Here is a 26,130-nt window from a genome sequence, read left to right as displayed (position 1 = left end):
GGGATCCTGCCGTCATGATCGCCTTTGAACCGCCGGCGCCCGTGGCCGTTCCACCCAGTGATCCCGAGATTCGCCAGCGACTGCGGCTGCAGTCGATCGGTTGGGCGCTGACTGCCGGCATCAGCGCAGGGCTGCTGAGCTTGCCCTGGGGTCTGGAAGCTGCGGTGCGTTCGGGCGGTTGTGGCCTCTTTTACGGCCTGCTGGCCTTCCACCTGCAACGGGTGGACCCAGATGACGGGCATTTGCAGGCGGGTCTGGTGGGGGCGGTCTGCGGGTTGCGCAGCCTCGGCATGCCCCTACCCCTTGACAACTGGCAGGTCGATGGCCTGGCATTATTGATACTGGAGCTACTTCAGGCCTGGCTGCCGTTGATCGGCAGTGCTCTCCTGCTCCACGGCACCCTCCGCTTCCTGCCCGCGTCGCGGCCATGAGCCTGCTGCACGCCACCTGGCTTCCCGCCATCCGCACCTCCAGCAGTTCCGGTCAACCGGCACTGCTCGTTTGGGCTGACACCTGGCGGGTGGCCACACCGGAAGGCCCCGGCCTCACCCCCGCGCTACACCCCTTCACCCTCAGCCATGACGACCTCAGAGCCTGGCTGAGCGAACGCGACCTTTTGCCGGGCGGCTGCATTGATGCCACGGCCTGTCTCACCCTGCCGAGCCGCACGGTGAAGCCGCGCAAAAGCCGCAGCAAAAAAGAGGAGCCAACGCCGGAACCACCGGGCTGGACCGGGCTACCAATGCAGGCCGGCGAACCGATCCCCAAGCAAACCGAATGGTGGCCCTGGCAGGTGCAAGGGCTCGCGGTGGAACCATCAGCGGCCACGGAGTGGCTGTCCCGATTGCCCCTCTCCGGCACCAATCCAGACCTGGCTGACGAACTGCGCTGGTGGAGCCATCTGCAGCGCTGGGCCCTGAGCCTGGTGGCCAGGGGCCGCTGGATTCCCCAGATGGAGCTCAGCAAAGGCGAGGGCTATCCGCATCGGGCCCGCTGGGTGCCGCTGCTCAACCGGGAAGAAGACCGACGCCGACTGGAGGATCTGGCGGCCAGCCTGCCCCTGGTGGCCACCTGCGCCTTGCCCTGGCGTGAACCCCTGGGGCGCCGCAGCAACCGCACCACCCGGTTGCGACCGGAGGCCATGCGGGCCGCCAACCCTGTGGCCAGCTGCCGGCCCCGCAGCGGACGCCTGCGGGTGGCGACGCTGCTGGAAGACCTGGTGGACGCGCAGCTACGCAAGGACTTTGAACCATCCACCGATGGACTCGATCCCCTGCTGACCCTCTGGCAGGAGGCCCTGGGGTCGGAGACCGGGGTGATCGAGATCGGTGATGAAGAGGCTGAACGCCTGGCCACCGCCAGCCATCACTGGAGGGAAGGGATCGCCGGCGGTTTTGCTGCGGCCCGCACCTGCCTTGAACTGCACACCCCACCGGATGGGGAGGATCTCTGGGAGCTGCGCTTCGGGCTGCAGGCGGAAGCCGACCCCAGCCTGAAGCTCCCGGCCGCCGCAGCCTGGGCGGCTGGTGCGGAACCACTACAGCTTGGAGAGATCCGTGTGGACCAACCGGGTGAAGTGCTGCTGGAAGGCATGGGCCGCGCCCTGAGCGTGTTTCCGGCCATTGAGCGGGGCCTGGAGAGCGCCACACCTGAAACGATGCAGCTCACCCCTGCCGAAGCCTTCGTGCTGGTGCGCACGGCCGCCCGGCAGCTGCGAGATGCCGGCGTGGGGGTGGAGCTGCCGCCCAGCCTCTCCGGTGGCCTAGCCAGCCGACTGGGGCTCTCGATCAAGGCGGAGCTGCCCGAACGCTCGAGCGGTTTCACGTTGGGTGAGTGTCTGGACTGGGAGTGGGATCTGATGATCGGCGGGGTGACGCTCACCCTGCGGGAACTGGAGCGTCTGAGCGGCAAGCGCAGCCCCCTGGTGCGCCACAAGGGGGCCTGGATCGAACTGCGGCCCAACGACCTCAAGAACGCCGAACGCTTCTGTGGCGCGAAACCGGAACTGAGCCTCGACGACGCGCTGCGGCTGACGGGGACGGAAGGGGAACTGCTGATGCGGATGCCGGTGCACCGCTTCGACGCCGGCCCACGGCTGCAATCGGTGCTGGAGCAATACCACCAGCAGAAGGCCCCCGACCCCTTGCCGGCCCCGGAAGGATTCAGCGGCCAACTGCGCCCCTATCAGGAGCGGGGCCTCGGCTGGCTCGCCTTCCTGCACCGCTTCGACCAGGGGGCCTGCCTGGCTGACGACATGGGCCTGGGCAAAACCATTCAGTTGCTGGCGTTTCTGCAGCACCTCAAAGCGGAACAGGAACTGAAACGCCCGGTGCTGCTGGTGGCCCCCACATCGGTGCTCACCAACTGGCGACGGGAGGCGGAAGCCTTCACACCCGAGTTAGCCGTAATCGAGCACTACGGCCCACGCCGGCCCTCCACACCCGCCGAACTCAAGAAAGCGTTGAAGGAGGTGGATCTGGTGCTCACCAGCTACGGGCTGCTGCAGCGGGACAGCGAACTGCTGGAAACCCAGGACTGGCAGGGGGTGGTGATTGACGAAGCCCAGGCGATCAAGAACCCTGGCGCCAAGCAGAGCCAGGCCGCCCGGGATCTGGCCCGCACCGGCCGCAGCAAGAGCAACCGCTTCCGCATCGCCCTCACCGGCACCCCCGTGGAGAACCGGGTGAGCGAACTGTGGGCCTTGATGGACTTCCTCAACCCCAAGGTGCTGGGGGAAGAGGACTTCTTCCGCCAGCGCTACCGGATGCCGATCGAGCGGTATGGCGACATGTCATCCCTGCGGGACCTGAAAGGCCGCGTGGGTCCGTTCATCCTGCGCCGGCTGAAGACCGACAAGACGATCATTTCCGACCTGCCGGAGAAGGTGGAGCTGAGCGAATGGGTGGGACTGAGCAAGGAGCAGAAATCTCTGTACAGCAAGACCGTGGAAGACACCCTCGATGCCATTGCACGGGCGCCGCGCGGGCAGCGCCACGGGCAGGTGCTGGCCCTGCTAACCCGGTTGAAACAGATCTGCAACCATCCCGCCCTGGCCCTGAGCGAAGGGGCCGTGGACGATGGCTTCCTGGGCCGTTCGGCCAAGCTGCAGCGGCTTGAGGAAATCCTCGATGAGGTGATCGAAGCGGGCGATCGGGCCCTTCTGTTCACCCAGTTCGCCGAATGGGGGCATTTGCTGCAGGCCTGGATGCAGCAGCGCTGGAACTCAGAAGTGCCCTTCCTGCACGGCGGCACCCGCAAAAGCGAACGCCAGGCGATGGTGGATCGCTTCCAGGAGGACCCCCGCGGTCCGCAACTGTTCCTGCTCTCGCTCAAGGCCGGTGGTGTGGGCCTCAACCTCACGCGGGCAAGCCATGTGTTCCACATCGATCGCTGGTGGAACCCGGCCGTGGAGAACCAGGCCACCGACCGGGCCTACCGGATCGGCCAGACCAACCGGGTGATGGTGCACAAATTCATCACCAGCGGTTCGGTGGAGGAAAAAATCGATCGCATGATCCGCGAGAAATCACGCCTGGCCGAAGATGTGATCGGCTCCGGCGAAGATTGGCTGGGAAGCCTCGGTGGCGATCAATTGCGCGATCTCGTTTCTTTGGAGGACACCTGACCATGACCCTTACCAACGTCAGCTCCAACGGCAGCACCGCCATCGGCGACGACGGCCTGGGCCAACAGCCCTGGTGGGTTGAGCAATGGATGGAGCTAATCAACGGCTACCGCTTCAAGAAACGGCTGGAGCGGGCCTGGGGCTACGCCCGCGAGGGCCATGTGACCTCGATCCGCTTCGAAGGCCGCCGTGTGCATGCCCGCGTCCAAGGCACCGATGAAGCGCCCTACAAGGTGAAGCTCTGGCTGGACGTGCTCAACGATGAGGACTGGGGCTATGTGCTGGAAGCCCTAGCCCAGAAAGCTCGCTGGTCGGCCCAATTGCTGGCGGGGATCATGCCCTCCGACATCGAGCGGGCCTTCGCCGCCAGCGGCAAGCGCCTGTTCCCGTTCAAGCTGCAGGAGGTGCGCAGCGAATGCACCTGTCCAGACAAAGCCAACCCCTGCAAACACATCAGCGCGGTGTATTTCCTGATGGGGGATCGCTTCAGTGAAGATCCCTTCGTGCTGTTCCAACTGCGGGGCCGCAACCGGGCCCGGCTGCTGGAAGACCTGGCGGAGTACCGACGCAAAGCCCTCGCGGACTTAGCCCAACAAGCAAAGGAAAAAACAAACAGCAACTCCGCCAGTAAAGCCACTCCTCTACCCCCCATGCAGCCGTTCAAGACCCGGCTCTGTGGTGGCGCTACAACCGCAGCCTCGATGGCGACCTGGTAGTGATCACCCCAGCCATGGAGGGCGACACGGGCCTCGATGCCGCCGGAGAGCTGCCGCTGGCGGAAGACCCACGCTTCGCCGATGCGCGCAGCACCTTCCTGAACAACCTCAAAGCCCATGGTCAGGCCAGTGCCCAGAAGGCGATGCTGCAGGCCATGGCAGCCGGGAGCTGACGCGGAGCAAAGCCATGGCCCGTGAAGCCGCCTGGCTCACCGCCGACAAACAAGGGCTCGCCGCAGTGCTGCTGCAATCGCATCAACGGGCCTTCAGCAGGCCGCTGATCGCTTCCGCTCAACCAGGCCAGCCGAAGCGGATGCTTTGCCAGAACCTGTTTGCCTGCGGCTTTCCGGTGCTGGCTCACGGCACTGAGCAGGATCCCGCGCTCAGTTACGCCAACGCTGCGGCCCTGCAGCTGTGGGACAGCCACTGGGATGGGCTGATTGGCATGCCCTCACGGCTCACCGCCCCGGACAGCGAACGGGCGGAACGCAGCAGCGCCCTGGGCCAGGCCAAACGCCTCGATGCCGTGCAGAACTATCACGGCATTCGCATCAGCCGCAAAGGGCGGCGATTCATGATCAACAAGGCCCGAATCTGGACCCTCTGGGATGCAGAAGAGCAGATCTGCGGCCAGGCGGCCTGCTTCAGCGACTGGTGGTGGCTTTAAGGAGATTCGGTTTCAACACCATCCCTGTGGTGCCAGCCGAACCTGGTGGCACAGACCGAATCAAAACGGACGGTTCTCACGCTTCTGGTTCTCATCCAAGCGGCGCAGATTGTGATGGCGGGCGATCAACCCAGTCCGCAGATGTTCATTCTTCGGAGCCACCATCATGCTGACCCTGCGCCAATCCCCCTTTGATCTGTTCGAGCGTCTCGAGCAGCAACTGGCCACAGCTGAGCGCGTACCCAACGCCGAAATCCGCGAAACCGAGACCAGCTACACCGTGCAGCTGGAACTGCCCGGGGTGGATCGCGACTCCATCGACGTGAAGGCCACCGATCACAACCTGGTGATCAGCGCCGAACGCCCAGCCACAGGCAGCGATGACAGCAACGCACCGCTGCTGAGCGAATTCCGCAGGGGCACCTGGAGCCGCAGCTTCCGTTTCCCCCAGAGCCTCGATCGCGACCAGCTCAAGGCCAGCTATCGGGACGGCATTCTTGAAATCAACGCCGGCAAAGCTGTGGAACACACCAGCGTTTCGGTGAAGGTGGAGAGCTGATCAGGTCCTGAATCAGAACCTGATCACTGAAAGCCTTGGGCTGGACAAGCCCAACACACCAAGACAAGAAGAACGGAAGCCCAACCCCTGCCCACGGCAGGGGTTTTTTGTTGAAGCGAGGGTGGAATCAGCCGCCGAGGCCGAGGAAGAAGCGGCCGATGAACAGCAGGCTGAAGCCGCCGAAAAACACTAGGCCAAACCAGCAGAAGCCCTGGGTGAGCCGCCCATAACGGTGCTCCACTGGAACCAAGGGGCTGTTGATCGTGTCCATGGCCATCCAGGCGAACAGAGGAGCGGTGAGGAAGCTGCCGGTCATCGCCCCGAAGACGAAATCCTTCACGCCGATTCCGCCGCTCTTGGCCACCACCAGCGCCAGCACAGCGGCCAGGAAATGCACGATCACCCAGATGTCGAAGCGACGCTGCATGGGCCCCGGCGCTGAATCCCCACTGTCGTGATGACGCAGCAGCCCCTGAATCGCCGCAATGCTTCGGGGGTAGGCATCCAGGCAGGTGAGGGTGGTGCTGAACATGGCGGAAAAGGCCGCGGGGATGATCACCCAGGCCGCCCAACCGCCCATGGCGGCGGTGTAGAGCTTGATCAGCTTCTGGGCGAAGGACACGCCGCTGCCGGCCAGCATTCCGTCACCGCTGCCGTACATCGTGTAGGCGCCCAGGATCACGAAGAACATGGCCGTCACCACGGTGACGCCATAGCCAAGGTTGAAATCGAACTCGGCCTCCTTCGGCGTTGCGGTGTGCTCGGTGTCGCGCGCACGGGAAAACATCCACAATGAGGGCCACACACACATCTCCACCGGTCCGGGCATCCAGCCCATCAGGGGAATCAGGAAGGCCATGTTGGCCAGGGTCCAGGGGCTGGGATCCGTGCTGACCCAACTGGCCGCCACATCGCCGACGGGGCCGCGGATCAGCAGTGATGCAGCCGCCACCCCCGTGAGCAGGGTGAGCAGCACCACCAACAGCTTGGAGAGACGGTCGAGCGCCCGGTAGTGCCCCAGCAGCAGCACCATGCCACTCACCGCCAGCACGGCGATGGACAGTCCGTAGGGGTCGAGCCCCGCCAGGAGAGGGATGTTGGTGAGCAGCAGCCCCGCCACAAAACTCACCGCCGCGATAGTGAAGGTGCCGGTGACCAGGCTCACCACCAGGTACAGCGGCAGGTAGAGGGGATTGCGTTTCTGGAAGCCCTCCAGCAGCGACAGTCCGGTGGCCGCTGTGAAGCGGGTGCCCACGCGCAGGAACGGGTACTTGATCAGATTGGTGAGCAGGATCAGGCCCACCAGCGCAAAGCCGAATCGGGCTCCCGCCGTGGTGGACGACATCAAGTGGGATCCACCAATGCAGGCACCGGCCAAGAGGATCCCGGGTCCAATGCTGCGTCGCAGCGTCGATGACGCCATCACAAGGTTGCAGTTAATACCAGTCTCCGCCGCTTTGCCCCGCTGAATCTCCGTAGAGTCGACTTCCGTCACGGTCGGTTTCATGGTCGTTGCTCCCGCTGCTCCGAAGCTGTCGCTGCAGTGCGAGGCCATCGCCGCCGACACCACCACGATCCGCTCCCTCGACTGGGACCGCAGCCGCTTCGACATTGAATTCGGCCTGCGCAACGGCACCACCTACAACGCCTTCCTGGTGCGGGGGGAACGCACCGCCCTGATCGACACCAGCCACGCCAAGTTCCGCGACACCTGGATCCCCCTGCTCAAGCAGCAGATCGATCCAACTGCGATCGATGTGTTGATCGTGAGCCACACCGAACCCGACCACTCCGGATTGATCGGTGACCTGATCGATCTCAATCCTGAGATCGAAATCGTGGGATCGAAGGTGGCCCTGCAGTTCCTCAAGGACCAGGTGCACAGGCCGTTCAAATCCCGTGCGGTGAAGTCGGGCGAGGAATTGGATCTCGGCACCAACCCCGAGAGCGGCATCCAGCACCGCTTCGAATTCCTCAGTGCTCCGAACCTGCACTGGCCGGACACGATCTTTTCCTTCGATCACGGCACCGGCATCCTCTACACCTGTGATGCCTTTGGTCTGCATTACTGCTCTGACGAAGTCTTCGACGCCGACCCCGGTGCCATCGCCCCTGATTTCCGCTTCTACTACGACTGCCTGATGGGCCCCAATGCCCGCAGCGTGCTGCAGGCCCTCAAGCGCATGGATGGCCTGCCGGAGATCAACACCATCGCGGTGGGCCACGGGCCGCTGTTGCGGCATCACCTCAGCCACTGGATCAGCGACTACCGCGAGTGGAGCGGCCAGCGCAGCAAAGGCGAGAGCTATGCCGCCGTTTGTTATCTGAGCCAGTACGGCTTCTCCGATCGGATCAGCCAGGCCATTGCCCACGGCATTGGCAAGGCGGATGCCCAGGTGCAGCTGGTGGACCTGCGGGCCACCGATCCCCAGGAACTCACCGCCCTGGTAGGCGATGCCAAGGCTGTTGTGGTGCCGACCTGGCCAGCGGAACCGGAACCGGATCTCCAGGCCTCGATCGGGACCCTGCTGGCGGCCCTGCATCCCAAACAACTGGTGGGGGTGTACGACGCCTTCGGCGGCAACGACGAACCGATCGACGCCGTCGCCGATCAATTGCGCAGCCAGGGGCAGAAGCCAGCCTTCAGCCCATTGCGGATCAAACAGCTGCCCCAGGGCAGCGACTACCAACGCTGTGAGGAGTCGGGCACCGACCTCGGCCAGCTGCTGACCAAAGAGAAGACGATCGCGGCGATGAAAAGCCTCGATGGCGACCTCGACAAGGCCCTGGGTCGCATCAGCGGTGGCCTTTATGTGGTGACGGCCAGCCAGGGGGAGGGCGAATCGCAACGCCGCAGCGCCATGGTGGCCAGCTGGGTGAGCCAGGCCAGCTTCACCCCACCAGGCCTCACCATTGCCGTCGCCAAAGACCGTGCGATCGAAGCCCTGATGCAGGTGGGCGATCGCTTCGTGCTGAACGTTCTGCGGCAGGACAATCATCAACAACTGATGCGCCATTTCCTCAAGCGCTTCCCCCCCGGCGCCAATCGCTTCGCTGGGGTGAACGTGCTGGAGGGAACCGCCGATGGCGGCCCGGTGCTCGCCGATGCCCTGGCATTTCTGGGCTGCCGAGTGGAGCAACGGATGGAGGGCCCCGATCACTGGATCATCTATGCCGTGGTGGAGCAGGGCAATGTGGCCGATGCCGAGGCCAGCACGGCGGTGCACCACCGCAAAGTGGGGAACCACTACTGATGAGCGTGACCAGCACCGCAACCACGCGTCGCACGATCCAGCTGCCGATCGACGATGGGGTCGTTGGTCTGCGCGGTCTAAGCCCTCAACGGCACCGTTTCGAACTGGAATACGCCCTGGAGCGGGGCAGCACCGCCAACAGTGTTTTGTTCGAGGCCGGTGATGGTGCCCCTGCTGTGCTGGTCCATCCCCCGGGGGTGGCCTACAGCGCGGCCTTTTTACCGGTGCTTGCCGAAGCCCTGCCCAGCAGCGACGCACCGCTGCTGGTGGTGGTGGGCCACGTCAACCCCAACCGCGTTGCCCTGCTGCGGGATCTGGCGGAGGCCTATGCCGGCCTGGAACTGATCGTCTCCAACCCCGGCGCCAAGCTGATCGAAGAGCTGTGGAGCCAGCGCAAGCCCACTCCTCCCGGTGAGACAAGCGAGCAACCGCCACTGCCCGATCTGCCGCCCCTGCGGGTGATCCGCCAGGAGCAGACGCTTCCGCTCAGCCATCAGCGCAGCTTGATGCTGCTGCCGGCCCCAACCCCCCGCTGGCCCGGCGGATTGCTGGCCTTCGAGGAAAGCCTGGGCCTGCTGATGAGCGACAAGTTCTTCAGTGCCCACCTCTGCACGGACAGCTGGGCCGAAAGCAACCGCAGCAGCACCGAAGAAGAACGCCGGCACTTCTACGACTGCCTGATGGCCCCCATGGCCCGTCAGGTGGATGCCCTGGTGGAACGGCTCGAAGAACTCGACATCCGCACCATTGCGCCGGGCCATGGCCCGGCCATCGAAGCCAGTTGGCGCAGCCTGCTGAATGACTACCGCCGCTGGGGCGAAGGCCAGCAGAACGCCAGCCTGACGGTGGCGTTGCTGTTTGCCAGCGCCTACGGCAACACCGCAGCCATTGCCGATGCCCTGGCCCGCGGGGTCAGCCGCACCGGCATCCGGGTGAACAGCTTGAACTGCGAATTCACTCCCGCCGATGAACTGGTGAGCACGATCCAGCAGGCCGACGCCGTGTTGATCGGCTCACCCACCCTGGGGGGCCATGCCCCCACACCGATCGTCTCGGCCCTGGGAACCCTGTTGGCGGAGGGGGATCGCAGCAAGCCCGTGGGGGTGTTCGGCAGCTTCGGCTGGAGCGGCGAGGCGGTGGACCTACTGGAAACGAAGCTGCGGGATGGCGGCTTCAGCTTTGGCTTCGAGCCGATCCGGGTGAAGTTCAGTCCGGATGCCGCCCGGGTGAAGGAGCTGGAGGAAACCGGCACCCGTTTCGCCCGCCAGCTGCTGCAGAGCCAGAAACGGGCGCAACGGCGCAGTGCAGGGGGCTTGAGCGAAAGCCGCAGCGATCCGGCGGTGCTGGCCCTGGGCCGTGTAATCGGCTCCCTTTGCGTGCTCACCACCCGCAAAGCGGAGCTGAGCGGCGCCATGGTGGCCAGCTGGGTGAGCCAGGCCAGCTTCAGTCCCCCCGGCATCACCGTGGCCGTGGCCAAGGACCGTGCCGTGGAAGCGCTGCTGCACAAGGGCGATCGCTTCGCCTTGAACGTGCTGGCCGAAGGACGCGAAACCGCCCTGATGAAGCAGTTCCTGCAACCCTTCGAACCCGGTGCCGATCGCTTTGCAGGCCTTGAGCTGGACACCAGCCCCGCCGAACAGCCATTGCTGCCGGATGCTCTGGCCTGGCTGGACGGCAAGGTGAGCCAGCGGATGGAATGCGGCGACCACTGGCTGATCTATGCCGAAGTGGATCGCGGCGGGGTGCTGGATGCGGAGGGCAGCACCGCGGTGCACCAACGCCGCAGCGGCGCCAACTACTGAGCGAACAACCTGAACCGGCAAACCGAACCCCCCTGCTAACTCATACTCACTATGAGTTAGGGCTAGGCTGATGGAACGATCCCCGGCGCCATCGATGAACCTTTCCAAGCCTTCCACCCACGCCAATCTCGAGGCCGCTTTCGGTGGCGGGAGCATGGCCAACCGCAAATACCTGTTCTTTTCAGAGGTGGCCAAACAGCTGGGCCACAAGGACCTGGCCAAGTTGTTTCGCGACACCGCAGCGCAGGAAACGGAACACGCCTTCGCCCACTTCCGCCTGCTGCACCCTGAATTGGTGGTGAACGACCCGAGCAGCTCAGCGACGAGGAGAAGCAGGCCATCCTGAGCCGCTGCCTGGAGCTGGCGATTGAAGGCGAAACCTACGAGTACACAACGATGTATCCGGAGTTCGCCGCCCAGGCCCGGCAGGACCGGGACAGCGGAGCCGCAGCGGAATTCGCCGAGCAAAGCAGCGAATCCAAGGAGCATGCAGGCCTGTTCCGCACCGCCGCCAAGAACTTCGGCCTGCTGACCCCGATCGAGCAGCATCACGCCGAAACCTATGGCGTTGCCCTCGAGGCCCTGCAAGGCAAGGGCACCGCAGGCCAGGCCGATCAACCGATCCCGGGCAAGTGGATCTGCAAGGTGTGCTCGATGATCTACGACCCCGCCGAAGGGGATCCTGATTCCGGCATCGCCCCAGGCACCCCGTTCGAGGCGATTCCCGACGATTGGCACTGCCCGATCTGCAGCTCCCGCAAAGCCAGCTTTGTTCCTTACCGCGAAGCCGAATTGAAAACGGCCTGACGCCCTTGCACGATTCCATCAAGAGCCTTCGTCTCCATGTCCTCCGACCTCATCGTTCTGACAGCGAGCAATGGCGAAAACCACAAGCTGGCGGAACGCTTCGTGCAGGCCGCCGCAGCTCAGAATGCCAGCGCCGAACTGATCGATCTCACTCAGCTCGACCTACCCCTGTTCACGCCACGGGTCCAAGCAGCAGGGGCGGGCCCTGACCTTGTCACCCTGCACGACCAGCTGCACGCAACCCCACGCTGGGTGATCTGCGCCCCGGAATACAACGGCTCGATTCCTCCGTCGCTCACCAATGCCATTGCCTGGCTCTCGGTGACCGACGACGACTTCCGATCCCTGTTCAACGGGCGGCCAATCGCCATGGCCACCTTCTCCGGCGGTGGCGGCATGGAACTGCTGGTGTCGCTGCGCATCCAGCTCACCCACCTCGGGGCCCAGGTGGTGGGGCGTCAGCTGCTGAGCAACCACACCAAACCAGCCCAGGACGACAGCATCAACGACCTGGTGCAGCGGCTTCTGCAGATGCAACCCCTCCAACTCTGAACACCTCGATGTCCCCGATGGCCCCGCCAACAGGTCAACACGCCACCACGTCAACCGTGATCCTGCGACCTGCAGACGAGCGCTTCCACAGCCAGCTGGACTGGCTCGATTCCTGGCACAGCTTCAGCTTCGGCAGCCATCAGGATCCGAACTGGATGGGCTTCGGCCCCCTGCGGGTGATCAACGACGACACCATTGCTGCAGGCCAGGGGTTCGGCATGCACCCCCACCGGGACATGGAAATCATCACGGTGATGGTGGAGGGGGCCCTGACCCATGCCGACTCGATGGGCAACAGCGCGGTGCTGCACGCCGGCGAAGTGCAACGGATGAGTGCCGGCAGCGGCATCGTTCACAGCGAAATCAATCAAACCGGCGCGCCCTGCAGGCTGCTGCAGATCTGGATTGAGCCAGCACAGCTGGGCATCCAGCCCGCCTACGAGCAGAAACCCTTCGCCATCGGCGAGGGCTGGACGCCCCTGATTGAGCCCGACGCCACCGGCGATGCGATGGCCATCAAACGTCCCGTGCGCCTCTGGCGTGCCCAACCGCTACGCCAACAGCAGTTGCCCTTGCCCGCCGCCAAGGAGCGATGGCTCTGGCTTCAGATGATTGATGGGGAGCTGACGCTCAACCGTGAAGGCTTCCCCAAGCAGACGCTGCGGCGGGGGGATGGGGTGGGCCTGATCGAGGACGCAGCAACTCAAAGCACGCTGATCGGCCTCAGTGAGCGCGCCGACGTGCTGCTGTTTGCCCTGGCGTGAAGCAATCCGGAAAAGATCTGGTGCAAGTGGGAGACACCAGATCTTGTGCCCTGAAATGACAGAGTCATTATCAAACAATCCCTAGAGCGATGGGATTCATGAACGGCCAGGAGGCCTCGGTTCGGTACCGCGGCTTTCTTTTGATGCCTCAAACCAACCGGAGCTGGCTGGTGAGGCCGGAACGCAGCCCGATGCGATTGCTGCCCTTCCGCACACCAACCTGCTCATTGGCCGACGTCAAAGCCCTGCTGGACTGGCGTCTGGCCCAGGAAGAATCAGAGATCGGCGTGGCCTGAACTCAGGCCGCTGCCGGCGGTGGAGTGGGATCGCCCACCGGTTGAAAAGGAATCACCAAGGTGGCCCAGTGATCGGGCCGCTCGGGGCGGCTGCGACGGGAGCGGCGAGTGCCAAAGGGAACCCGAATCACATTGGTTCCTTCAATTGACAAGGTATGGCCGCGACTAAAGGCCGATTCCAGACCCTCAGGAAGTTGAGGAAGGGCAGGCCCTTCAACGCTGCTGAGCGCAGTTTTCTTGTTGTTGTCCCGATCCATGGTGTCCCCCGACAGACGAATCAGTTGTCGAACAGTTTGACCGAACTCGCAAGGGCGATGAACGGAATCAAACCAATTTTTCCACTTTCAGTGAAAATTTACACGCTCTGACCCCCTTCAACCAGGGCTTCAAGCCGCCACAGCCACCGCTTCCACCGAAGGACAGGTGCACACCAGGTTGCGATCACCAAAGGCGTTATCAATTCGTGCCACCGCGGGCCAAACCTTGCTCTCCTGCTGGCCCTCCATCGGGAAGGCGGCCTGCTGACGGCTGTAGGGACGATCCCAGTCATCCGCTGTGACGGCCGCCAGGGTGTGAGGAGCACGCTTGAGCGGGTTGTTCTGAGGGTCGCTGGTGCCGGTTTCAATGGCGCGAATCTCCTCGCGGATCGCCACCAGGGCATCGGCGAAACGATCCAACTCCGCCAGGCTTTCGCTTTCGGTGGGTTCCACCATCACCGTGCCGGCCACCGGCCAGCTGACGGTGGGCGCATGGAAGCCGTAGTCCATCAAACGCTTGGCGATGTCATCCACATCGATCCCCGCATCCCGCTTGAGCGGGCGGAGGTCGAGGATGCATTCATGGGCCACCCGGCCGGTGCTGCCGCGAAACAGCACGGGGTACGAGGCATCAAGCCGATGGGCGAGGTAATTGGCCGACAACAGCGCCACGGCACTGGCCTGCCGCAGGGCCTCCGCCCCCATCATCCGCAGGTACATCCAGCTGATCGGCAGGATGCTGGCGCTACCGAGCGCAGCTGCGGACACCGGACCGATGGCCGATGCGGCGCTGGCCTGCAAAGGGTGCCCCGGCAGGAAGGGCGCCAGATGCGCCGCAACACCAATGGGCCCCACGCCTGGGCCACCGCCCCCATGGGGGATGCAGAAGGTCTTGTGCAGGTTGAGGTGGCAGACATCGGCACCGAAAGCACCAGGACGGCACAGCCCCACCTGGGCATTGAGGTTGGCCCCATCGAGGTACACCTGGCCCCCGTGCCGATGCACGACCGAGCAGATCTCACGGATGCCGGTTTCAAACACCCCGTGGGTGGAGGGGTAGGTGACCATCAGCACCGCCAGCCGGTCGGCGTGCTCGGCCGCCTTCGCCGCCAGATCCTGCTGATCAATGTTGCCCTCGTCATCACAGGCGACGGCCACCACCTTGAGGCCGGCCATCACGGCACTGGCGGGGTTGGTGCCGTGGGCGCTGGTGGGAATCAGACAGATGTCGCGATGGGCTTCACTGCGGGAGCGGTGCCAGGCGCGAATCACCAGCAGCCCGGCGTATTCCCCCTGGGAACCGGCATTGGGCTGCAACGACACGGCGGCAAAGCCCGTCAGGGCAGCCAGCCATTGCTCGAGATCGTCGGCCAGACGGCGATAGCCCTGGGCCTGATCGGCTGGGGCAAAGGGATGCAAGGCCGCAAACGCAGGCCAGCTCACCGGCTGCAGCTCAGCGGCGGCGTTGAGCTTCATGGTGCAACTGCCCAACGGGATCATCCCGTGCACCAGCGAGAGATCACGGCTCACCAACCGCTGGATGTAACGCAACAGCTCTGATTCGCTGCGGTACTGATGGAAAACCGACTGGCTCAGCCAGGGCCGGCTGCGCTGCGGCAGGGAAAGAGACGGGGGCTGCTCAGCCTCGAGTGCCGGGGTGGCCTGACCGCAGGCCTCGGCCAGCAAGGCGAGCAGGGCTTGCAGCTCCTGTTGATCCGAGAGCTCATCGAGGCTGATGCCGAATCCGGTGGCGTCCGCCGGCGCCGCACCATCGGGCAGCACCCGCAGATTGAAACCAGCAACGGCGGCAGCGCGATGCACAGCCGGTGCCGACGCACAGTTCACAGTGACTGTGTCGAAGCGATCGGCCAGCTCCAGCGGATAACCAAGGGCCCGCAGACCCTGCTCCAACTGGCTGCGCAGGCCTGCAATGCGCTGGGCGATGGCCTGCAGACCATCGGGGCCATGGTGCACCGCATAAAACGAGGCCATCACGGCCAGCAGCACCTGGGCCGTGCAGATGTTGCTGGTGGCCTTGTCGCGACGGATGTGCTGCTCACGGGTTTGCAGCGCCAAGCGCAGGGCCGAACGGCCTTCCGCATCCTTGGACTGCCCCACAAGACGGCCCGGAATCTGGCGCTTGTAGGCCTCAACGGTGGCGAAGAAGGCGGCGTGAGGACCACCAAATCCCATCGGCACTCCCAGGCGTTGGGCGCTGCCTACGGCAATGTCGGCCCCGAGGGATCCCACGGGCGCCATCAGGGTCTGCGCCAGGGGATCGATCGCCACGGTGACCAAGGCACCGGCGGCATGGGCCGCTTCGATCACGGCGGTTGGATCCCAGAGGCATCCATCGGCGCCGGGCAACTGCAGCAGAACACCAAACACCGAGGCATCGATCGCCGCTGTGGCCGGTTCGATCCGCTCAAGGCTGATGCCGAGGGGTTCGGCGCGGGTCTGCAGCACTGCCCAGGTCTGAGGCAGCACATTGGTGTCCACCAGGAACCGTGTCGCTTCAGGGCGACGGCACACCCCGAAGCTGAGGCTCATCGCCTCGGCGGCGGCGGTGGCTTCATCGAGCAGCGACGCGTTGGCGATCGGCAAGCCCGTGAGCTCACTGATCAGGGTTTGAAAGTTTAGTAGGGCCTCCAGACGACCCTGGGCGATTTCCGCCTGGTAGGGGGTGTAGGCGGTGTACCAGGCCGGATTCTCAAAAACGTGGCGCTGGATCAGGGCCGGGGTCGCCGTGCCGTAGTAACCCAGCCCGATCAGGGAGCGACGCAGCGTGTTGGTTTCACTCAACTGCTTCAGTTGCTGGAGGGCCTCCGCCTCCCCGCAACCCTCAGGCAAGGCCTCAACCGGCGGCTTGGGATCAAGGATGTCGGCGGGCACGACATCAGCGATGAACTCCTGCAGATCGCTGTAGCCCAGGGCATTGAGCATGCGGAGTTGTTCCGCCTCACTCGGGCCGATGTGCCGCTGCGCAAAAGGAGAAGTCAACGTCGAATGCACAGCCCGCCGGACGATCGTAAGAGCGAAGCCCCGGCGCTGATGAGAGCCGGCGTCGATGTCAGCCGGCGTTGACCTTGGCGCCGTAGGCCTCGGCGGTCATCAGGCTGTCGAGCTCGGAGGGATCCGACGGACGCAGCACCAGCAGCCAGCCCTCACCGTGGGGGTCATTCTGCAGTTCCTCCGGACTGGCCAGCACCGCTTCATTGCGTTGCACGACCTCACCGGCAATCGGTGCGTACATGTCTTCCACGGCCTTCACCGACTCCACAGAGCCAAAGCTGGTGCCCTTCGCCAGGCTGGCGCCCACATCCGGCAGATCCACAAACACGATGTCGCCCAGCTGATCAACGGCGAAGGCACTGATGCCCACCCGCACCAGCTCACCATCGGCATTGGCGTACTCGTGGCTGTCGGCGAAGCGAAAAGAGTTGGGGAACGCGAACGCCATCGAGGCAGTTTCAGGTGGTCCCAGTCTGCGGGAGATTGATCAGTCCTGCCGCATTGAGATCACACAACGCACGGGAGAGGGCCAGGCGGATGTGGGCGCGATGGGTGCCGCCCTGCACATAAAGGTTGAACGGTTCCCGCAGCGGCGCATCGGCCGAAAATTCACTGGTGGAGCCGTCGATGAAGGTTCCACCAGCCATCACCAGATCGGAGGCATAGCCAGGCATCGAGGCCGGCACTGGATCGAGGTAGGCCCCGATCGGCGACATCGCCTGGAAGGCACGGCACACCACCTTGAGGGCATCAGGACTGCCCAGCCGCACCGCCTGAATCAAATCGCTGCGCACGGCCCCGGGCGCTGGATTGACGGGGAAGCCCAGCCGCTCAAACACCCCCGCTACCAGATCGGCACCAATCAAGGCCTCCGACACCATCTGCGGTGCCAGGAACAGACCCTGCAACACCAGGCGCTGCAGGTCAAATCCCGTGCCCCCCTCACTACCGATGCCCGGCGCCGTGAGCCGGCAGCAGGCCTGCCCCACCAGATCGGCCCGTCCAGCGATGTAGCCGCCGGTGGGGGCGATGGTGCCGCCGAGGTTCTTGATCAAGGATCCAGCGATCAGATCCGCCCCAACCGCCGTCGGTTCCTGCTCCTGCACCAACTCGCCGTAACAGTTGTCGACAAAGACAACGCAGTCGGGCTGGCGGGCGTGAATGCGCTCACACAGCCCGGCGATCTGCTCAACCGTGACCGACGGACGCCAGCTGTAGCCGCAGCTGCGCTGGATCAGCACCATTCGGCAGGGCTGCTCCAGGGCCTGGTTTAAGGCCGCCTGATCCACCGCCCCATCCGGCTGCAGATCGATTTCGTCGTAGGCAACCCCGAATTCCGCCAGGGAACCCTGGCCCTTGCCGCGCAGACCGATCACCTCCTCAAGGGTGTCGTAAGGACGACCCGTGATCGAAAGCAGACGATCCCCGGGCCGCAGCACGCCGAACAGTGCAGCGGCGATGGCGTGGGTACCGCTGACGAATTGCAAGCGCACCGCGGCGGCTTCGGCCCCCAGCACCCGGGCAAAAACCCGATCCACCACCTCGCGCCCCTGATCCCCGTGGCCGTAACCGGTGAGCGACGCAAAGTGCTGGGTGCCAACGCGCTCCGCCGCCAGGGCCTCCAACACGCGCTGCAGGCGTTGCTCCACCGCCGCCGTCCTCGCTGCAGCCAGGTCGGCCTGCTCCCGCGCCACCGCGTTGATCAGGTCCTCTGCAAACGCACTGATCACCACTTGCCTGACGGATGTCATGCCTTCATAAACCCTGGCCAACGCCAGAATTCACAACGCGAGGAGCCGCTGCGATGCGGCAACTCCTTTAGATTTCTGTCACTAACGGCACCATCCGCTCCCTGGTTTTCCTGTCTGAGCGGCTTTGTCAATCCAAGGAGAATCCGCTTGGTTTCCTCGCAAACAGCTGACACCCGCGAGCTTCGGCAGCGGGCCGCGGTGATGGCACCGCGTGACCGACTGCCCGCGCGTCAGCGCAAATTCAAGATGGGAACCACCAGCTTCATGCTGGTGATGCACGTGCTCGCCACCGTGGCGCTGCTGCCGCGCTTCTGGAGCTGGCAGGGCGTTGTGGCCTTTGGCGTTCTCTATTGGATGACGGTGCTGGGCGTCACCCTGGGCCTGCACCGTCTGGTGGCGCACCGCAGCCTGGTGGTGCCGGTGTGGGTTGAGCGCATCCTGGTGCTGATGGGCACCCTGGCCTGCCAGAGCGGCCCGATCGAATGGGTGGGTCTGCACCGCCATCACCACCGTTTTTCGGATCAGCCCACGGATCACCACGACGCTGGCCGTGGCCTGTGGTGGGCCCACAGCGAATGGATGCTGCACGACATCCCGGCCCTGAAGGAACTCGACCGCTACGCCGGCGACCTGCAGTGCGACCCCTTCTACCGCTGGCTCGACCGCTGGTTCCTGCTGCTGCAGATCCCCCTGGGCCTTGGGCTCTACTGGTTCGGTGAAGCCGCCCAGGTTCACGGCGGTGGCCTTGGCCTGGTTCTGTGGGCCATTCCTCTGCGCCTCGTGGTCGTGTACCACGTGACTTGGCTGGTGAACTCCGCCACCCACGCCTTCGGGTACCGCAATTTCGATTGCCCTGACCTCTCCCGCAACTGCTGGTGGGTGGCACTGCTCTCCTTCGGTGAGGGTTGGCACAACAACCACCACGCCCATCCGGCGAGTGCACGCCACGGTTTGCGCTGGTTTGAGTTCGATCTCACCTGGCAGCACGTGCGCCTGCTCAAGCGCCTCGGACTGGCCAGCAGGATCCGCACGGCCCGCTACGTCCCCGGAGCCTCCTGAGGCTCAAAGCAACCTTCAACAACCGGCCACGTCGTAACGTGGTCGATCGCACCCGTCTCCATCCTTCATACCGGTCCCATGCCTAAGCGTGTACAAGTCGTTCTGAATGAGGACGTCCTCAGCCTCGGCAAGGACGGAGACCTGGTGGAAGTGGCTCCGGGTTATGCCCGCAACTTCCTGCTGCCCTTCGGCAAAGCTGTGCCCCTCACCCCTGCGGTGATGAAGCAGGTGGAGCACCGCCGGGCCAAGGAAGCTGAGCGTCAGGCCGCTCTGAAGCAAGAAGCCATCGACCTCAAGACCGCCCTCTCCACCATTGGTCGCTTCACCGTGAAGAAGCAGACCGGTGAAGACAACGTGCTGTTCGGCACCGTCACCAACGGTGACGTGGCAGAAGCCATCGAAACCGCCACCAAGAAGGAGATCGACCGCCGCGACATCGTGGTGCCTGAAATCCACCGCACCGGCAAGTACACCGTGACGGTGAAGCTGCACAGCGAAGTCACCGCTGAAATCAACCTGGAAGTGGTCGGCTACTGATCGCTGTCAATTGACACTCAAACGGCTCATTCGAGCCAGAGTGTGATTCCTTCGCTTCACGCCCTGCCGCCATGGTGAGCGTCCCCCTGCCAGAGAACAACGATGGGGGACGCCGTGGTTTTGGCCAAGGCCGCCGCGACGAAGAGCCCAATTTCGAGGCTCTGCCCGATTCGCTTCCGCCCCAGAACCTGGAGGCGGAGGAAGCGGTGCTGGGCGGCATCCTGCTCGATCCCGATGCAATCGGGCGCGTGGCCGATGTGCTGCAGCCCGAAGCGTTTTATCTGAACGCCCACCGGGAAATCTTCCGCACCGCCCTGATGCTGCACGGCCAGGGCAAGCCGACGGATCTCACCGCCATGAGCGCCTGGCTGGCCGACACCGGCGCCCTGGAGAAGGTGGGGGGCAACAACCGACTGGTGGAGCTGGTGGAGCGGGTGCCGTCCACCGCCTCGATCGAGCAGGTGGCCCGGCTGGTGATGGACAAGTTCCTGCGCCGCCAGCTGATCCGCTCCGGCAACGAAGTGATCCAGCTGGGCTTCGATCAGAGCCTGCCGATGGAGCAGGTGCTGGATCAGGCAGAGCAGAAGATCTTTGCCATCAGCCAGGAGAAACCCTCCAAGGGGCTCACCCCCACGGCCGAAATCCTCACCCAGACCTTTGAGGAGATTGAAAGCCGCTCGCTGGGCACATCAGTGGCCGGCATCCCGGTGAACTTCTACGACCTGGATGCGATGACCCAGGGCCTGCAGCGCAGCGACCTGATCATCGTGGCGGGCCGGCCGGCCATGGGCAAAACCTCGATCGTGCTGAACCTGGCCAAAAACGTGGCCCAGCTGCACGACCTGCCGGTGTGCCTGTTCTCCCTGGAGATGAGCAAGGAGCAGCTCACCTACCGCCTGCTCTCGATGGAGGTGGGCATCGAGGCGGGGCGACTGCGCACCGGCCGCCTGCAGCAGGAGGAATGGCCTCTGCTGGGCCAGGGCATAAACAGCCTGGGGCAACTGCCGATCTTCATCGATGACAAACCCAACTCCGGCGTGCTGGAGATGCGCTCGCTCTGCCGGCGGCTGATGGCCGAACAGGGCAAGGAACTGGGGCTGGTGATGATCGACTACCTGCAGCTGATGGAAGGCTCAGGCTCGGACAACCGGGTGCAGGAGCTGTCGCGCATTACCCGGGGCCTTAAGCAGATGGCCCGGGAACTGAACGTGCCGGTGATTGCCCTCTCCCAGCTGAGCCGGGGTGTGGAGGCACGCACCAACAAGCGACCGATGCTGAGCGACCTGCGGGAATCGGGCTCAATCGAGCAGGACGCTGACCTGGTGCTGATGATCTACCGCGATGAGTACTACAACCCGGAAACCCCCGACCGCGGCATCACCGAAGTGATCGTGACCAAGCACCGCAATGGACCGGTGGGCACGGTGAAGCTGCTGTTCGAGCCGCAGTTCACCCGCTTCCGCAACCTGGCGGCCTGAGCCAACTCAGATAATGGAGGCATGAGCTTCAGCGCCGCCCCCACCGAATCCTTCGACGTGATCGTGGTTGGCGGCGGCCATGCCGGTTGTGAAGCGGCGATCACCGCCGCCCGGCTGGGCCTGAACACCGCCCTGTTCAGCCTCAATCTCGATCGCATCGCTTGGCAGCCCTGCAACCCGGCCGTTGGCGGCCCCGCCAAAAGCCAGCTCGTCCATGAAGTAGATGCCCTTGGTGGGGTGATCGGGCGCCTGGCCGATGCCACCGCGATCCAGAAGCGCATCCTCAACGCCAGCCGCGGCCCGGCGGTGTGGGCCCTGCGCGCCCAGACCGACAAGCGCCTCTATTCCCGCCAGATGCTGCAGCTGCTGCAGCACACCCCCAACCTCGCCCTGCGCGAAGCGATGGTGACCGGCCTGGAGACCAGCGGTGAAGGCGACCAGCAACGCATCAGCGGCATCCGCACCTATTTCGGCAGCGTCTACGGCGCCGAAGCGGTGATTCTCACCGCCGGCACCTTCCTCGGCGGCCGCATCTGGGTGGGACATCAATCGATGGCCGCCGGCCGCGCTGGCGAACAAGCCGCCGAAGGCCTCACCGAAGCGCTGCAGCAACTCGGCTTCCAGACCGACAGGCTCAAAACCGGCACCCCCGCCCGGGTGGACCGGCGCAGTATCGCCCTCGATCAACTGGAGGAGCAGCCCAGCGATGCGGCCGATCGCTTCTTCTCCTTCGACCCCGCCGCCTGGGTAAGCGGTGAGCAGATGAGCTGCCACATCACCCGCACCACCGCCGAAACCCATCAGCTGATCCGCGACAACCTGCACCTCACCGCCATCTACGGCGGTGTTATCGACAGCAAGGGCCCACGCTATTGCCCCTCAATCGAAGACAAGATCGTTCGCTTTGCGGACAAGGACAGCCACCAGATCTTCCTCGAGCCGGAGGGGCGCGACACCCCGGAGATCTATGTGCAGGGCTTCTCCACCGGCCTGCCGGAACCGATCCAGCTGCAACTGCTGCGCAGCCTGCCGGGCCTGGAGCAAGCGGTGATGCTGCGACCGGCTTACTCGGTGGATTACGACTATCTGCCCGCCACCCAGCTCAAGCCTTCCCTGGAAACCAAGCGGGTGCGCGGCCTGTTCAGCGCCGGCCAGCTCAATGGCACCACGGGCTATGAGGAAGCCGCCGCCCAGGGCCTGGTGGCTGGCGTCAATGCCGCCCGACTGATCGGTGGCCAGGAGCCGGTGCACTTCCCCCGGGAGGGCAGCTACATCGGCACGATGATCGACGATCTGGTGAGCAAAGACCTGCGCGAGCCCTACCGGGTGCTCACCAGCCGGAGCGAATACCGGTTGATTCTGCGGGGTGACAACGCCGACCGCCGCCTCACACCGTTGGGCCGTGAGCTGGGCCTGATCGACGACCGGCGCTGGCAGCTGTTCGAAGACAAACTCCAAGCAATGGAGAGCGAAAAGCAGCGGCTGGAAACCGTGCGGCTCAAGGTGAGCGATCCGGTGGCCCCGGCGGTGGAAGAAGAAACCGGTGCAACGATCAAAGGCTCGATCACCCTGGCCGACCTGCTGCGCCGGCCCGGCATGCACGCCGCCGATCTGGTGCGCCATGGCCTGGCCGATGGCGATCTACCCATGCCCGTGCGCGAGGGCGCTGAGATCGACATCAAATACAGCGGTTACCTGCAACGGCAACAGCAGCAGATCGATCAGGTGAAACGCCAGAGCCAGCGCAAGCTGCCGGCCGACCTCAACTACGCCGGCATCGGCACTCTTTCCAACGAAGCCCGCGAAAAGCTCACGGCCATTCAACCCAGCACCCTGGGGCAGGCCAGCCGCATCCCTGGCGTCAGCAAAGCCGACATCACCGCCCTGTTGATGTGGCTGGAACTGCAGCACAGGGAACGCCAACCCCTCGCCCCCACCGCAGAAGCTCGATAGCGTTGGGCTCCTGAAACCTCTGCAGTGTCAGCCCGGGTTCCCACCTCACGTGCCTACTGGAACTTGCGTGCTGAGCAGGTGATGGACAACGTGTTCGACCGCGAGACGGTCACCGCTCCAAACCAGCCGCACCTGGTGCCGGTGGATGTGGCTGTGCACGAACCAACCACCAAACCAACCGAAGCCAGCGAACGCCGCTCCCCCTCCACCTGGCTGCTGCCGCTAATCAGTGGCATCGCCGTTGCCGGGGTGATCTGCAGCGCCTGGCTGGTGAGCAGCCTGCAACGCTCCCGCCTGGAGCTGGAACGGAAGCAAAACACCGCCCTGATCGAGCAGCTGCGCGAGCAAGTGGCGGCCCAAGAAAGCCGCGCCGAAGAGACGGCAACACCCGAGGAAGCCGCCCTCGCGATCCAAAGCCTCGAACCGCTGACCGTGCCGATCCAACAACCGTTGACGGTTGAACCCACCCCCCAACTCACCTGTGTGGTGAAAGGCCCCGGTGGCAGCAGTTCCGCCATATTTCAACTGGGGCAGGGGTCGGTGTCCGCCGGCATCAATGAAGCGATCGGCAGCTGCGGCTGGGTGCTCAGCGAGGTCACCGACAGCGGTGCCGTGATCAGTCGCAACGGTCAACGCCAAACCCTTTCGGTGGGAGGACTGTTCTGAACCCCGCCCCCCGTCTTCACCCATCCCCGCACCAGCTCTGGCAAGCCCCCACCAATGCGGTGCTCTCAGCGGAGGGGCCGCGTCAACTGCCTGGCCCCTGGCGGCTGATGCTGCTGGGCGATGGCAGCCCCACCCGCCACCTGCGCCTGCTCACCGGTTCGCCCGTTGCCGTGGATCTGATCGCCATGGAGGCCGACCAGACCGACCACCCCGGGGCACCGGACGAGGTGAGGGAATTGATGGCACCACTGCTGCGCCGCCAGGTGTGGCTCACCTGCGGCGGCATCCCGCTGGCCTGGGCCGAGAGCTGGTGGAATCAGGCCGAAGCGGATTGGCACCTGCGGGACCGCAACCAGCCGATCTGGAAAAGCCTCACCGAAGGGCGTTCCGAGCTGTTCCGTGAGGTGGATGGCTTGGCGCTGGTGGAGGCTGACTGGCTCGACCAGACCTTTGGCCATCGAGGCCCCTACTGGAGCCGCCATTACCGCTTCTTCCGCCAGGGCAAGGCCCTCACCGTGATTCGCGAAGTGTTCAGCCCGCAACTCGAAACCTGGCTCGGGCCCACGCTGCGCCAGGAGTTTGAACAAAATTCATGAACAAACCTGCGGGTTTGTTGGGATTTGCTCTTGACAACTTGCCGTTAGTTGTACTCGCAGGAAGATGTGGCCAATTCGGTTGACCGTGTCATGGCTGCCACCACCTCCTGGCTCAGCCTCACCGACCTCGGTCGGATCTACGGCATTTCGGCGATTCACTGCGGCAAGACCCTCGAACATCAAGGCTGGCGTGACAGGCGGGGCCGCCCCACCCAAAGCGCCCTCGACGCCAACGCCGCCATGCAGACCGGCCCCCATGGCCAGGGACGCACCGTGCTCTGGAACCGCACGGTCTGCAGTCAGCTGCTGGAAAAGAAGGGCTATGAGCCAATGAGCCGCAGCCTGCAAGTGGAGCAGTGGACCCAACTGCTGGAAGCGCTGCAGGTGGGATCCCCATCGATCACCGCCACAGCGGACCAGATGGCCGAAGAGATGCCCGGAGAGCTGCTCGAGGATGTGAACCACCAGCTCGCTGCACGGGGTTGCCACTACCGGGTCAGCCCACGCTCATTGCACGCGAGGCATTAGTCGATCCGGCGGCGGCTGGAGCGTGGCAAGGCCCGGCGGGAGCCGGTGGGATTGGGCGCGGCTTCGGGTTCCGGACGAGCTGCCGGCTGGGCAGAGCGCGACCAGCGCTGCACCCGGAAGCTGTCGTCCTCCGGCCACTCGCCCTGTTCTGCTGCGTTGAACTCCTTAGCCACAGGTGGCGTTGATAGTGGCGCTGGAGTCTGCGCTGCTGCTCCACGGCGGCTGCGGCGGGAGATCGCATCAAGGGGGCGACGGGCGGAACGCATCGAACGTGCAGGCTCTGGCCGACCACGGCCAGCCTCTTGCCAGGGCTCCTGCCAGTCGTCGTCCTCCTCCAACAGCCACTCGACCTTTTCGCCGACCCAGCGGCCCACCGAATCGAGATCCAAACCGGAGCGCCGCCCTCCAGGCCGTTGTCCTGGTCGCCGACCGGACACCCCATCGACGAGCTGACGGCCGGTTTCCAAGAACTGGTCAAGACGGCGATCCCGCTGATCACGGAACCGGTCCAACCGATCGAAACGCTCCTCCATCTCCTGACGTTACCGACGGCGGCGGCGCAACCACTGTTCCCGCCGCAATCCCAGCAACACAATCACCACACCACCGCACTCCAGGGTGAGCCAGAACACCTCCATCTAGCCCTCCGCCTCCACATAACTGAGCACGCAGCTGGCATCCCAGCGTCCATGGAAATGCTCGACGCAACAGGCCCGGCACGCGGCATTGCGTGTGCGCCTTCGGCATGGGGTGCGACGGCCGCAACGGGGACAGACCGCCAGCCAACGGGGCGGCCGGGGCGGCACGGGATAGCTGTGGCGAATGCTCACCTGAAACCGGCTCTGGGCCGCATTGATGGCGGCCATCCGGGCCCGGAACAGCGGCCCGTGGCTTTCGCGGCGACGCTGCACCAGATCAACCCAGGCGTGGATCATCTCGTGGCAGAGCGTGCTTTCCGTGGCGATCTGCGGTAAGGGCTCAAGCACCGGCCGCGACAGCACGATCTCGCTGCCGCGGCCCTCGCCCACACCGGGGCCACGGCGGTAGAACCCCGCCGTGCGGCTCATCCGGCCATCGCTCCAGCGCACCGCCGTCAGCGGCTGACCCCCATCCACCAAAGCACCGCCGAAATGCTCCCGGTTGAGGCGGTGAAACAGCGGCAGCAGGGGCTGCAAAGGCACAGAACGGGGGGGGAGGAGATCCGAATCAGCGCCATCCTGCCGTGGTCAGTCAGACTCGGCCCTGCTTTGA

At 64.6% G+C, this 26,130-nt stretch carries 23 protein-coding genes and 2 pseudogenes; 18 read left to right on the top strand and 7 right to left on the bottom strand.

Features of this window, described 5'->3' with window-relative positions:
- Window positions 1–14: 14 nt before the first annotated feature.
- The 5 genes and pseudogenes from DXY03_RS07605 (at window position 15) to DXY03_RS07585 (ending at window position 5,567) form a co-directional block, all read left to right on the top strand.
- Window positions 15–431 (top strand): hypothetical protein, encoded by a 417-nt coding sequence (locus DXY03_RS07605; protein WP_115009989.1) that lies wholly within the window; start codon window positions 15–17, stop codon window positions 429–431.
- Window positions 428–3,625, top strand: a complete 3,198-nt coding sequence (locus tag DXY03_RS07600; protein ID WP_115009863.1) for a DEAD/DEAH box helicase — start codon at window positions 428–430, stop codon at window positions 3,623–3,625. Before DXY03_RS07605 ends, DXY03_RS07600 begins: the two co-directional genes overlap by 4 nt.
- Before the next feature lie 2 nt (window positions 3,626–3,627).
- Window positions 3,628–4,514, top strand: a pseudogene (locus DXY03_RS07595) (SWIM zinc finger family protein).
- Window positions 4,515–4,528: 14 nt separating this feature from the next.
- Window positions 4,529–5,008 carry an MEKHLA domain-containing protein gene (locus DXY03_RS07590; RefSeq protein ID WP_115009862.1) on the top strand — a complete coding sequence of 160 codons (480 nt, stop codon included), beginning with the start codon at window positions 4,529–4,531 and terminating at the stop codon, window positions 5,006–5,008.
- 166 nt (window positions 5,009–5,174) lie between these two features.
- Window positions 5,175–5,567 (top strand): Hsp20/alpha crystallin family protein, encoded by a 393-nt coding sequence (locus DXY03_RS07585; RefSeq protein ID WP_115009861.1) that lies wholly within the window; start codon window positions 5,175–5,177, stop codon window positions 5,565–5,567.
- Between the two features lie 127 nt (window positions 5,568–5,694).
- Here DXY03_RS07585 and DXY03_RS07580 read toward each other — a convergent pair whose 3' ends face one another.
- A complete protein-coding gene (locus DXY03_RS07580; RefSeq protein WP_115009860.1) occupies window positions 5,695–6,990 on the bottom strand; it encodes an NRAMP family divalent metal transporter in 1,296 nt (431 codons plus the stop codon).
- Window positions 6,991–7,072: 82 nt separating this feature from the next.
- On the opposite strand from DXY03_RS07580, the gene DXY03_RS07575 reads away from it, so the two are divergent.
- From DXY03_RS07575 to DXY03_RS07550, 6 genes and pseudogenes are all read left to right on the top strand, one after another.
- The gene (locus DXY03_RS07575; RefSeq protein WP_115009859.1) at window positions 7,073–8,821 is read left to right on the top strand and encodes a diflavin flavoprotein; all 1,749 of its coding nucleotides are present in this window, start codon (window positions 7,073–7,075) and stop codon (window positions 8,819–8,821) included.
- The gene (locus tag DXY03_RS07570) at window positions 8,821–10,623 is read left to right on the top strand and encodes a diflavin flavoprotein (protein WP_115009858.1); all 1,803 of its coding nucleotides are present in this window, start codon (window positions 8,821–8,823) and stop codon (window positions 10,621–10,623) included. Before DXY03_RS07575 ends, DXY03_RS07570 begins: the two co-directional genes overlap by 1 nt.
- A 94-nt stretch (window positions 10,624–10,717) precedes the next feature.
- Window positions 10,718–11,430 (top strand): annotated as a pseudogene (locus DXY03_RS12790) (rubrerythrin family protein).
- Between the two features lie 36 nt (window positions 11,431–11,466).
- Complete coding sequence (locus tag DXY03_RS07560; protein ID WP_115009857.1) at window positions 11,467–11,982, top strand: NADPH-dependent FMN reductase; 516 nt, start codon at window positions 11,467–11,469, stop codon at window positions 11,980–11,982.
- A gap of 8 nt (window positions 11,983–11,990) precedes the next feature.
- A complete protein-coding gene (locus DXY03_RS07555) occupies window positions 11,991–12,746 on the top strand; it encodes a pirin-like bicupin family protein (protein ID WP_115009856.1) in 756 nt (251 codons plus the stop codon).
- An 89-nt stretch (window positions 12,747–12,835) separates the two neighbouring features.
- Window positions 12,836–13,042 carry a hypothetical protein gene (locus DXY03_RS07550; protein WP_011365459.1) on the top strand — a complete coding sequence of 69 codons (207 nt, stop codon included), beginning with the start codon at window positions 12,836–12,838 and terminating at the stop codon, window positions 13,040–13,042.
- Window positions 13,043–13,044: 2 nt separating this feature from the next.
- Here the strand turns inward: DXY03_RS07550 and DXY03_RS07545 are convergent, their stop codons facing one another.
- From DXY03_RS07545 to DXY03_RS07530, 4 genes are all read right to left on the bottom strand, one after another.
- Window positions 13,045–13,299, bottom strand: coding sequence for a hypothetical protein (locus tag DXY03_RS07545; protein ID WP_115009855.1), 255 nt, complete (start codon window positions 13,297–13,299; stop codon window positions 13,045–13,047).
- A 129-nt stretch (window positions 13,300–13,428) separates the two neighbouring features.
- Window positions 13,429–16,299 (bottom strand): aminomethyl-transferring glycine dehydrogenase, encoded by a 2,871-nt coding sequence (gene gcvP / locus DXY03_RS07540; RefSeq protein WP_115009854.1) that lies wholly within the window; start codon window positions 16,297–16,299, stop codon window positions 13,429–13,431.
- A 70-nt stretch (window positions 16,300–16,369) separates the two neighbouring features.
- Window positions 16,370–16,759: a glycine cleavage system protein GcvH gene (gene gcvH / locus DXY03_RS07535; RefSeq protein ID WP_115009853.1), complete on the bottom strand. Its 390-nt coding sequence runs from the start codon at window positions 16,757–16,759 to the stop codon at window positions 16,370–16,372.
- A 10-nt stretch (window positions 16,760–16,769) separates the two neighbouring features.
- A complete protein-coding gene (locus DXY03_RS07530; RefSeq protein WP_115009852.1) occupies window positions 16,770–18,062 on the bottom strand; it encodes a methionine gamma-lyase family protein in 1,293 nt (430 codons plus the stop codon).
- Window positions 18,063–18,263: 201 nt separating this feature from the next.
- Here DXY03_RS07530 and DXY03_RS07525 point away from each other — a divergent pair, with 201 nt between their 5' ends.
- The 7 genes from DXY03_RS07525 to DXY03_RS07495 all read left to right on the top strand — a co-directional run bounded on the left by DXY03_RS07525 (window position 18,264) and on the right by DXY03_RS07495 (window position 24,879).
- A complete protein-coding gene (locus tag DXY03_RS07525) occupies window positions 18,264–19,121 on the top strand; it encodes an acyl-CoA desaturase (RefSeq protein ID WP_369792014.1) in 858 nt (285 codons plus the stop codon).
- Between the two features lie 78 nt (window positions 19,122–19,199).
- Window positions 19,200–19,658 carry a 50S ribosomal protein L9 gene (rplI, locus tag DXY03_RS07520; protein WP_115009851.1) on the top strand — a complete coding sequence of 153 codons (459 nt, stop codon included), beginning with the start codon at window positions 19,200–19,202 and terminating at the stop codon, window positions 19,656–19,658.
- A 71-nt stretch (window positions 19,659–19,729) separates the two neighbouring features.
- Window positions 19,730–21,136, top strand: coding sequence for a replicative DNA helicase (dnaB, locus tag DXY03_RS07515; protein ID WP_115009850.1), 1,407 nt, complete (start codon window positions 19,730–19,732; stop codon window positions 21,134–21,136).
- A gap of 21 nt (window positions 21,137–21,157) precedes the next feature.
- Entirely contained in the window at window positions 21,158–23,089 is a 1,932-nt protein-coding gene (mnmG, locus tag DXY03_RS07510) for a tRNA uridine-5-carboxymethylaminomethyl(34) synthesis enzyme MnmG (protein WP_115009849.1), read from the top strand.
- A gap of 24 nt (window positions 23,090–23,113) precedes the next feature.
- Complete coding sequence (locus DXY03_RS07505; protein ID WP_244272350.1) at window positions 23,114–23,755, top strand: pilus assembly protein PilZ; 642 nt, start codon at window positions 23,114–23,116, stop codon at window positions 23,753–23,755.
- A complete protein-coding gene (locus tag DXY03_RS07500) occupies window positions 23,752–24,351 on the top strand; it encodes a chorismate lyase (protein ID WP_170952014.1) in 600 nt (199 codons plus the stop codon). Before DXY03_RS07505 ends, DXY03_RS07500 begins: the two co-directional genes overlap by 4 nt.
- Before the next feature lie 90 nt (window positions 24,352–24,441).
- Window positions 24,442–24,879 (top strand): hypothetical protein, encoded by a 438-nt coding sequence (locus DXY03_RS07495; protein ID WP_115009987.1) that lies wholly within the window; start codon window positions 24,442–24,444, stop codon window positions 24,877–24,879.
- Here the strand turns inward: DXY03_RS07495 and DXY03_RS07490 are convergent.
- Both DXY03_RS07490 and DXY03_RS07485 read right to left on the bottom strand, forming a co-directional pair.
- Entirely contained in the window at window positions 24,876–25,412 is a 537-nt protein-coding gene (locus DXY03_RS07490; RefSeq protein ID WP_115009847.1) for a hypothetical protein, read from the bottom strand. The two genes, DXY03_RS07495 and DXY03_RS07490, sit on opposite strands and share 4 nt — an antisense overlap.
- 105 nt (window positions 25,413–25,517) lie before the next feature.
- Entirely contained in the window at window positions 25,518–26,060 is a 543-nt protein-coding gene (locus DXY03_RS07485) for a SprT family zinc-dependent metalloprotease (RefSeq protein WP_115009846.1), read from the bottom strand.
- Window positions 26,061–26,130: the final 70 nt, after the last annotated feature.

Source organism: Synechococcus sp. N5, from assembly GCF_900473925.1.
Lineage (GTDB): Bacteria > Cyanobacteriota > Cyanobacteriia > PCC-6307 > Cyanobiaceae > Parasynechococcus.
The sequence above is the reverse complement of the archived record's forward strand: the minus strand, read 5'-3'. Positions and strand labels throughout refer to the sequence as shown.

Coding starts and splice junctions, on each gene's coding strand:
- DXY03_RS07585 (WP_115009861.1), top strand. CDS start 5,175: ATGCTGACCCTGCGCCAATCCCCCTTTGATCTGTTCGAGCGTCTCGAG.
- DXY03_RS07600 (WP_115009863.1), top strand. CDS start 428: ATGAGCCTGCTGCACGCCACCTGGCTTCCCGCCATCCGCACCTCCAGC.
- rplI (WP_115009851.1), top strand. CDS start 19,200: ATGCCTAAGCGTGTACAAGTCGTTCTGAATGAGGACGTCCTCAGCCTC.
- DXY03_RS07560 (WP_115009857.1), top strand. CDS start 11,467: ATGTCCTCCGACCTCATCGTTCTGACAGCGAGCAATGGCGAAAACCAC.
- DXY03_RS07605 (WP_115009989.1), top strand. CDS start 15: ATGATCGCCTTTGAACCGCCGGCGCCCGTGGCCGTTCCACCCAGTGAT.
- mnmG (WP_115009849.1), top strand. CDS start 21,158: ATGAGCTTCAGCGCCGCCCCCACCGAATCCTTCGACGTGATCGTGGTT.
- DXY03_RS07530 (WP_115009852.1), bottom strand. CDS start 18,062: ATGACATCCGTCAGGCAAGTGGTGATCAGTGCGTTTGCAGAGGACCTG.
- gcvH (WP_115009853.1), bottom strand. CDS start 16,759: ATGGCGTTCGCGTTCCCCAACTCTTTTCGCTTCGCCGACAGCCACGAG.
- DXY03_RS07555 (WP_115009856.1), top strand. CDS start 11,991: ATGTCCCCGATGGCCCCGCCAACAGGTCAACACGCCACCACGTCAACC.
- DXY03_RS07495 (WP_115009987.1), top strand. CDS start 24,442: ATGGCTGCCACCACCTCCTGGCTCAGCCTCACCGACCTCGGTCGGATC.
- DXY03_RS07590 (WP_115009862.1), top strand. CDS start 4,529: ATGGCCCGTGAAGCCGCCTGGCTCACCGCCGACAAACAAGGGCTCGCC.
- DXY03_RS07550 (WP_011365459.1), top strand. CDS start 12,836: ATGGGATTCATGAACGGCCAGGAGGCCTCGGTTCGGTACCGCGGCTTT.
- DXY03_RS07570 (WP_115009858.1), top strand. CDS start 8,821: ATGAGCGTGACCAGCACCGCAACCACGCGTCGCACGATCCAGCTGCCG.
- DXY03_RS07490 (WP_115009847.1), bottom strand. CDS start 25,412: ATGGAGGAGCGTTTCGATCGGTTGGACCGGTTCCGTGATCAGCGGGAT.
- DXY03_RS07525 (WP_369792014.1), top strand. CDS start 18,264: ATGGCACCGCGTGACCGACTGCCCGCGCGTCAGCGCAAATTCAAGATG.
- dnaB (WP_115009850.1), top strand. CDS start 19,730: ATGGTGAGCGTCCCCCTGCCAGAGAACAACGATGGGGGACGCCGTGGT.
- DXY03_RS07545 (WP_115009855.1), bottom strand. CDS start 13,299: ATGGATCGGGACAACAACAAGAAAACTGCGCTCAGCAGCGTTGAAGGG.
- DXY03_RS07575 (WP_115009859.1), top strand. CDS start 7,073: ATGGTCGTTGCTCCCGCTGCTCCGAAGCTGTCGCTGCAGTGCGAGGCC.
- DXY03_RS07580 (WP_115009860.1), bottom strand. CDS start 6,990: ATGGCGTCATCGACGCTGCGACGCAGCATTGGACCCGGGATCCTCTTG.